This is a genomic window from Pseudoalteromonas sp. MTN2-4 (assembly GCF_042848605.1).
Lineage (GTDB): Bacteria > Pseudomonadota > Gammaproteobacteria > Enterobacterales > Alteromonadaceae > Pseudoalteromonas.
The window spans coordinates 1-487 of record NZ_BTGK01000071.1; the positions used below are offsets into that span (position 1 = coordinate 1).

The 487-nt window shown below is 38.2% G+C and carries 1 protein-coding gene; it reads right to left on the bottom strand.

What is annotated here, in order from left to right:
* Positions 1–103: 103 nt before the first annotated feature.
* On the bottom strand, positions 104–487 hold a 384-nt coding region (locus ACGHEH_RS21765; protein ID WP_390449896.1), incomplete at its 5' end, for a hypothetical protein.

Consider the following 487-nt stretch of genomic DNA (forward strand, 5'->3'; position numbering starts at 1 on the left):
CCCTGTTAATGGGCAAAATTTCGTTGGCTAAAATGTGAAGCGGAGCGAAACCAAGCCAACGTAATTTTGTCCACTTTAAACAGTTTGTTAGCAGCACACTACACTAAAAAACAACACCTTGTTCTTGAAAGTGCTTATTTATAAACACCTTACATTTATCATTAACTCTGCCAACAATTTTGGAAAAACCTGACTTTAAAGTTATTTTCAAGAGAGCTGCATTCTCGAACTCTACGGATTCAATATCTGTAAACTCAGCTAACCACTTCATATCTTTCGGAGTTGTTCCCTTAAATGTCAAAGCAGAACTCCCAATTGAGAGTGTTCTGCTAGCAAACTCATTAGAAAACCCCACTATTAAATGGTCTCCGCTTAAGTATGCACAGTCAGTTTGAATGAACTCGGATTCGGTAAAACACCCTGATAAGAGCAATGCGATTAAAATGACCATAAAGTTTTTCAAGTGTTTGCTTCTCCCTCGTGCTGC